The sequence below is a fragment of the bacterium genome (assembly GCA_016873475.1).
Lineage (GTDB): Bacteria > Krumholzibacteriota > Krumholzibacteriia > JACNKJ01 > JACNKJ01 > VGXI01.
On record VGXI01000207.1, the window covers coordinates 1 to 5,196 of the forward strand.

Here is a 5,196-nt window from a genome sequence, read left to right on the forward strand (position 1 = left end):
CCCCCGATGTTGAGGTGGTAGATCTTGGTGCCCGCGGCCTTCGCACGATCGGCGTAAGGGACGAGGCGGCGGATCGGGCTCGCGGGGACGGCAAGGCCGCGGCGGGAGAGGCCGGGCTGCGTCTTCATCGCCATGCTGCACCTCCGATGCGGGACGATGGCAGGGTAATCTCGGAGCGGCATCTCCACAAGGACCGCGGAGCGACGCTTGCGGTGGGTTCTGCCGCGGGACCTGACAGCCCGGTGACTGAGCGTCTGAAGCCGGCCCATGTGGCAGTTTTTCTGTGCGTCACGATGGCAGTGGTTCCTGTTCGGCGCTCGCGAGTGTACACGTGTACAATCTCCAAGTCCTACTCGATTAGTCACTTCGGGAGTTGGTCGCGCTTTGGCAGGCCGGTTGCTGTAGCCCGGCCGAGCATGTGAACCCCCCAACCCCCGAGCCCGCAGGCTCGAGCCGAATCAGGAGGAGCCGAGATGACTCTCATCAAGTGGAAGCCCCAGTACGCCGCCATGAACGACATCGACCGTCTGTGGAGCGAGTTCTTGAGTGCCCCCGTGGGCTGCGCCACCTGTGAGCCCGAAGCCCAGGTGCACTGGAGCCCGCGCGTCGACATCGTCGAGACGGACAAGCAGTACGAGATCCACGTCGAGCTGCCCGGTCTCGAGAAGAGCGATCTCAGCCTCAAGGTGGAGGACGGCCTGCTCGTTCTGAGCGGTGAGCGCAAGAGCGTCGCCGAGGAGAAGGAGCGCCGCTTCCGCCGGGTGGAGCGCCTCTACGGCCGCTTCGAGCGCAGCTTCCGGCTGCCGAAGGAGGCCGACGCGGAGAAGATCGAGGCCGAGTTCAAGAACGGCCTTCTGATGATCAGCATCGCCAAGGCCGCGCAGGTGGCCGGCCGCGAGATCCAGGTCCGCTAGTCATACCCCCCTCAAGCGGGGCCTCCCGCGCCGTGGCCTGGCCCGGCGTGAGAGGCCCCGCGCCTCTTTGGGCCTCGCCCGCGCGGCGGCCCCGGCGGGGCTTGCCTTCCCGGGGGCCTTCCGCTACATTGGCATCCGCTTTCGGGGCCGCTAGCTCAGCTGGTAGAGCGCTGCGTTCGCAATGCAGAGGTCAGGAGTTCGATCCTCCTGCGGTCCACCATCGGGCGGTTAGCTCAGCTGGGAGAGCGCATGCTTCACACGCATGAGGTCACTGGTTCGATCCCAGTATCGCCCACCGAGTAAGCCCGGTCGCAGCACGAGTTGCGGCCGGGCTTCGCGTTGATGCCGGGCTTCGCGTTGATGGTAGAACGCGCAGTCGGGCTCGGCGCCTGGCCAGAGACCGCAGGCCACGCCGGGGCCCCTCAGCGCAAGCGGACGACGCGCTCCACCAGGGCGGGGCCGCTGGCAGTCTCCGCGCGCAGCAGGTAGATCCCAGCGCTCAGTCGCCGCCCCTGCGCGTCCCGACCGTCCCAGCGCAGCCCGCCTTCCTTCGCCGATCCCAGGTCCCGGATGCAGCGGCCGCGAAGGTCGTAGATCCGCACGCGGCTGCCGGCGGCCGCCGGCCCGGCCAGGGCGATCCTCAGTTCCGTCTCGAAGGGATTCGGCCATGCCGACAGGCATGACCCCGACCCGGCGCCCGGCGCCGCGGTTCCCGTGTTCTCCGCCTCGAGCGCGAACTCCTCCAGCACAGGCGCCAGGCGTTCGTCGGCCGTTTCCAGCTGCGCCTGGTACTGGAACCAGTGCTGACCGCAGTGCGAGGGCGAGATTGGCGTCTGCGACTCCTCGTACCAGCTCGCCGCAGTGCCATCCGGGCCGAGGAAGGCTGCCGCGGCCAGCTCCGCCTCGCTCGCCGCCGAGCGCAACTGGAAGCGGACCTTCGTTCCCGGCGGCTCCAGCGCCGTGAACTGCAGCGTGCCCGCGCAGATCGGCGCCGGGAAGGCGTAGGGCTCCGAGACCAGCGTGCCGCACGCGACTGCCGGCGTCACGTAGACCTCGGCGTCGAGCAAGGTCCCCGCGTAGAGGCGGCCGTGCAGGACGGCGAGGTCCTCGATCTCGCGCCCGGCCGCCGGCTGCATGACGGAGAAGGACCAGGTGCCGGCCTCGGGATTGCTGCTGGAGACGAGTCCCTCGTAACCGCCGATGTAGAGCCGGCCCGCGTAGACCTCCATGGCCCGGCAGGAGTAGTTGCTCGACCGGACGCCGGTGGGCAGGACCCGATCGATCCAGGTCCGACCGTCGTAGAAGTCCACGATGGTCCGCGTCAGGCAGGCCAGCTTGCCATTCCACTCCACGAAGGCGCAGAAGCAGTCGTCGCCCGGCGCCGGGATGGTGTGGGCGATGATCTCCGCGCCCGTCAGCTCGTAGACCACCTTGCCCTCCGGCGGCTCGAAGTCGCTGTTGACGAAGAGCGACCCGTTCCAGACGCCGAGGCCGTAGAGCCGGCGGAAGTAGATGCCGGGCGGATGCGGATGGATGACGATCTCCTCCGACCAGGTTTCTCCCATGTCGCCAGAGGAGTAGAGAATGCCAGGGTAGTCGGGCGGGTTGTGGCAGCCCGTGGTCACCCAGAGCTTGCCCTGCCATCTCTCGATGTCGAAGACGTGGGCAGCGATCGGGACCGTGGACTTGATCGTCCAGCCGTCGCCTTGATTGTAGTAGATGTTCCCGATGAAGACGTCGCCCAGGGCATCCGTGCCGGGTGAGAAGAAAATTCCCTCGCGCACCTTGAGGACGTTGATGCCCTCCTCGGCGACGGGGATGTCCACGTACGCGCTGTCGGCGCCGTAATCGTAGATCATGATGTCCGCGTAGTAGTCGTGATTGGGGAAGTCGCAGACGCCGAGATAGAGCCGGCCTTGAAAGGCCTCCATGGCCCAGACGCCGTTCCAGTCGGAGGCATCGAAGGCCAAGACCAGGCGATCGGGATCGTTGACGAGGACCAGCTCGCCGGCCTGGATATCGGGATTCACGCCCGCTGCGCTCTCGTAGGCGCCCCCGGTCCAGTCGCTCTGGGTCCAGAGCCAGGAAGCCGCGCCGGGCGCGGCGTGCAGCGCGGCGCCGATACCCAACACGATCGCGAGGACGCGACGGGAGATCGCGCTCACGAGAGCCTCCTCTGCCAAACCCCACCGCACCGCATCGCCTGTGGTTCGCGGGATCGGAGCGATGCTCCATGGCGGACGGTTCGATTATACCAGCCCCTGCCTGAGCGCGGAAGTCGACCCTGGCGCAGGGCAACCCTGCCGGGTATCCTTGGGCGTGAACGGGCCGCCGCGCTGCGCCTCGTTGCGCGCGCGAGGCGCGGGGCCGTCGAGCTCTACTTGACGCTACCGGCAGCCGGCGTTGCCCGCCTTGGTGTCTATGATCCGACCGGGCGGCGCGTGGCGGTCCTGCGCGAGACGTTCGCCACGGCGGGCGCGAGCGGCCTGCGCTGGGATGGTAGGGACGCCAGCGGCCGTGCAGTGGCGTCCGGCCTCTACCTGTTCAGGCTCGAGAGAGGCGGCCGGGCAGTCGCCGCACGAGGACTCCTGATCCGCTGAAGGCTCGGTGGCCGCTCAGGGACTTCAGCCTCCGCTTCGCAAGGCCGCCTTCGGGGTTCGATCGGCACGAAACAGCCCCCAGTGCTTCTCCACCTCGGCGGGGTCTGTGCCGCCCTTCCAGTTCTCGTCGAAGGCCTCGAAGGTGAAGAGCGCCACTCGCTCGCGCTCCGCCCAGGCGCAGGCAGCGGCGTAGAAGCTGGCCTGCTCCGCCTCGCCGGGGCGGCCCTTGATCAGGCGCGCCTGCTCGCCGCTCGCGGCCACCGCCGTGGCCCAGCCCGTCTCGCCGACCACGAGCGGCCGGCTCGGATGCGCCGCCGCCACGGCCGCGAGCTGCGTGCGCAGCCAGGGCAGGGCCGCGTCGAGGGTCTGGCCGTTCCACATCGGGTGCGCGTGGACGGTCAGGAAGTCGAGCTCGCGCGCGAGCGCCCGGCTGGCCGGCTCGAGCCAGTACTGGTAGTCGTCGGCTGCGGTCACGGGCACCGCCACTGCGGCGCGCACGCGGCGCACCTGGGCGATGAGCAACTCGATCGGGCAGGGATGCGGCGACCAGGAGACCTGCGTCTCGTTGCCCACGCAGATGGCAGCGACAATGTCCGGGTAGGCCGCCGCCAGCGCGACCGCCGCGACGAACTCGCGCTCGTTGGCGGCGGCCGCCTCCGCATCGCGCTCAATCCCGCCGGCCGCCCCCGGCCGCTCCTCCGGCGCGACCCAGACACCGAGCAGCACCTTGATGTCGAAGCCCTCGGTGCGGATCCCCTCGAGCAGCTCGCGCCCGAACTCACTGGCCCCGTAAGTGCGCAGGAGGCGCCAATGCGGCCGCATCAGCCGCAGGTCCTCGCGGATCTCGGCCGCACTCGGCGTCGGGCCGCCGGGCCGCTGTCCGTCGCGGTGCGGGCCGTAGCAGATTCCGGCGCCGCTCCAGCGCTCGGTACGGTCCGGCAGGAAGGGACGCAATGCGCCGCTGGGCTCGGCGCCCGGCGGCGCTGAGCGCCGGGAGCCGCCGCAAGCGGCCAGGGAGAGCAGGAGCAGGGACAGGCCGACGCGCGCCGGGATCGAGGTCGGCAGAGGCATAGTGCTAACGCTCCCGCGCTGGGCTGTCGCGCGCGTCGCTGTCAGGTCCACGATCGCGAGCGGCGCCTGAGGAGTGAAAGGCGTGTTTGTTTGCATTCCGCACAAAGTCTGAGCGCGAACAGCTGGCGAAGGGCTCTCTTGCACATCCCTCTGGGCTGCGATCGCCACTTGCGCCAGGGGCATCGGCAAACGGCTGGCGTCGCTGCTGCGGCCCAGCAGTCCGCTCGTGCTCAATCCGTCGTTTCCTTGAAACTGCTGATATCAAACGAGATACGAAGGAGAGCCAGGCTGGGACCAAGCGCTGGGCTGGCTGTTTGGGACTTGATTCGGACACCGAACATAGTGTACACTGCTCCTCGTCTGGATGCGATTGAATGCGCATGCCCCGCGGCGATCGGATCCGAGAGTCTCAGCCCAAGCGAAACTCCTCACACGGAAGGAAACCACGATGAACATCAGAGCTAAAGCGTTCTTTGCGATCGCGGCGCTGCTCTGCCTGGCGCCGGCGGCCAGCGCGCTCGCTCCCTACGCGCAGGACTTCGAAGGCCTCGTCCAGAGCGATCCGGACGCGCTGGGCAACGACGGCTGGCTGGTCTTCGGCAACGTCTTTT

At 68.7% G+C, this 5,196-nt stretch carries 4 protein-coding genes and 2 tRNA genes; 4 read left to right on the plus strand and 2 right to left on the minus strand.

Annotation, left to right across the window (positions count from 1 at the left end):
• Positions 1-473: 473 nt before the first annotated feature.
• From FJ251_13170 to FJ251_13180, 3 genes are all read left to right on the plus strand, one after another.
• A complete protein-coding gene (locus FJ251_13170) occupies positions 474-914 on the plus strand; it encodes an Hsp20/alpha crystallin family protein (protein MBM4118659.1) in 441 nt (146 codons plus the stop codon).
• A gap of 144 nt (positions 915-1,058) precedes the next feature.
• Positions 1,059-1,134: transfer RNA gene (locus FJ251_13175), tRNA-Ala, on the plus strand.
• Positions 1,135-1,136: 2 nt separating this feature from the next.
• Positions 1,137-1,212: transfer RNA gene (locus FJ251_13180), tRNA-Val, on the plus strand.
• Between the two features lie 124 nt (positions 1,213-1,336).
• Here FJ251_13180 and FJ251_13185 read toward each other — a convergent pair.
• Entirely contained in the window at positions 1,337-2,845 is a 1,509-nt protein-coding gene (locus tag FJ251_13185; protein MBM4118660.1) for a hypothetical protein, read from the minus strand.
• Between FJ251_13185 and FJ251_13190 the strand changes: the two genes are divergently transcribed.
• Positions 2,792-3,514 (plus strand): hypothetical protein, encoded by a 723-nt coding sequence (locus FJ251_13190; protein ID MBM4118661.1) that lies wholly within the window; start codon positions 2,792-2,794, stop codon positions 3,512-3,514. The genes FJ251_13185 and FJ251_13190 overlap by 54 nt on opposite strands.
• 24 nt (positions 3,515-3,538) lie before the next feature.
• On the opposite strand, the gene FJ251_13195 is transcribed toward FJ251_13190, so the two are convergent.
• On the minus strand, positions 3,539-4,819 hold the full coding sequence (locus tag FJ251_13195) for a hypothetical protein (protein MBM4118662.1): 1,281 nt from the start codon (positions 4,817-4,819) through the stop codon (positions 3,539-3,541).
• Positions 4,820-5,196: the final 377 nt, after the last annotated feature.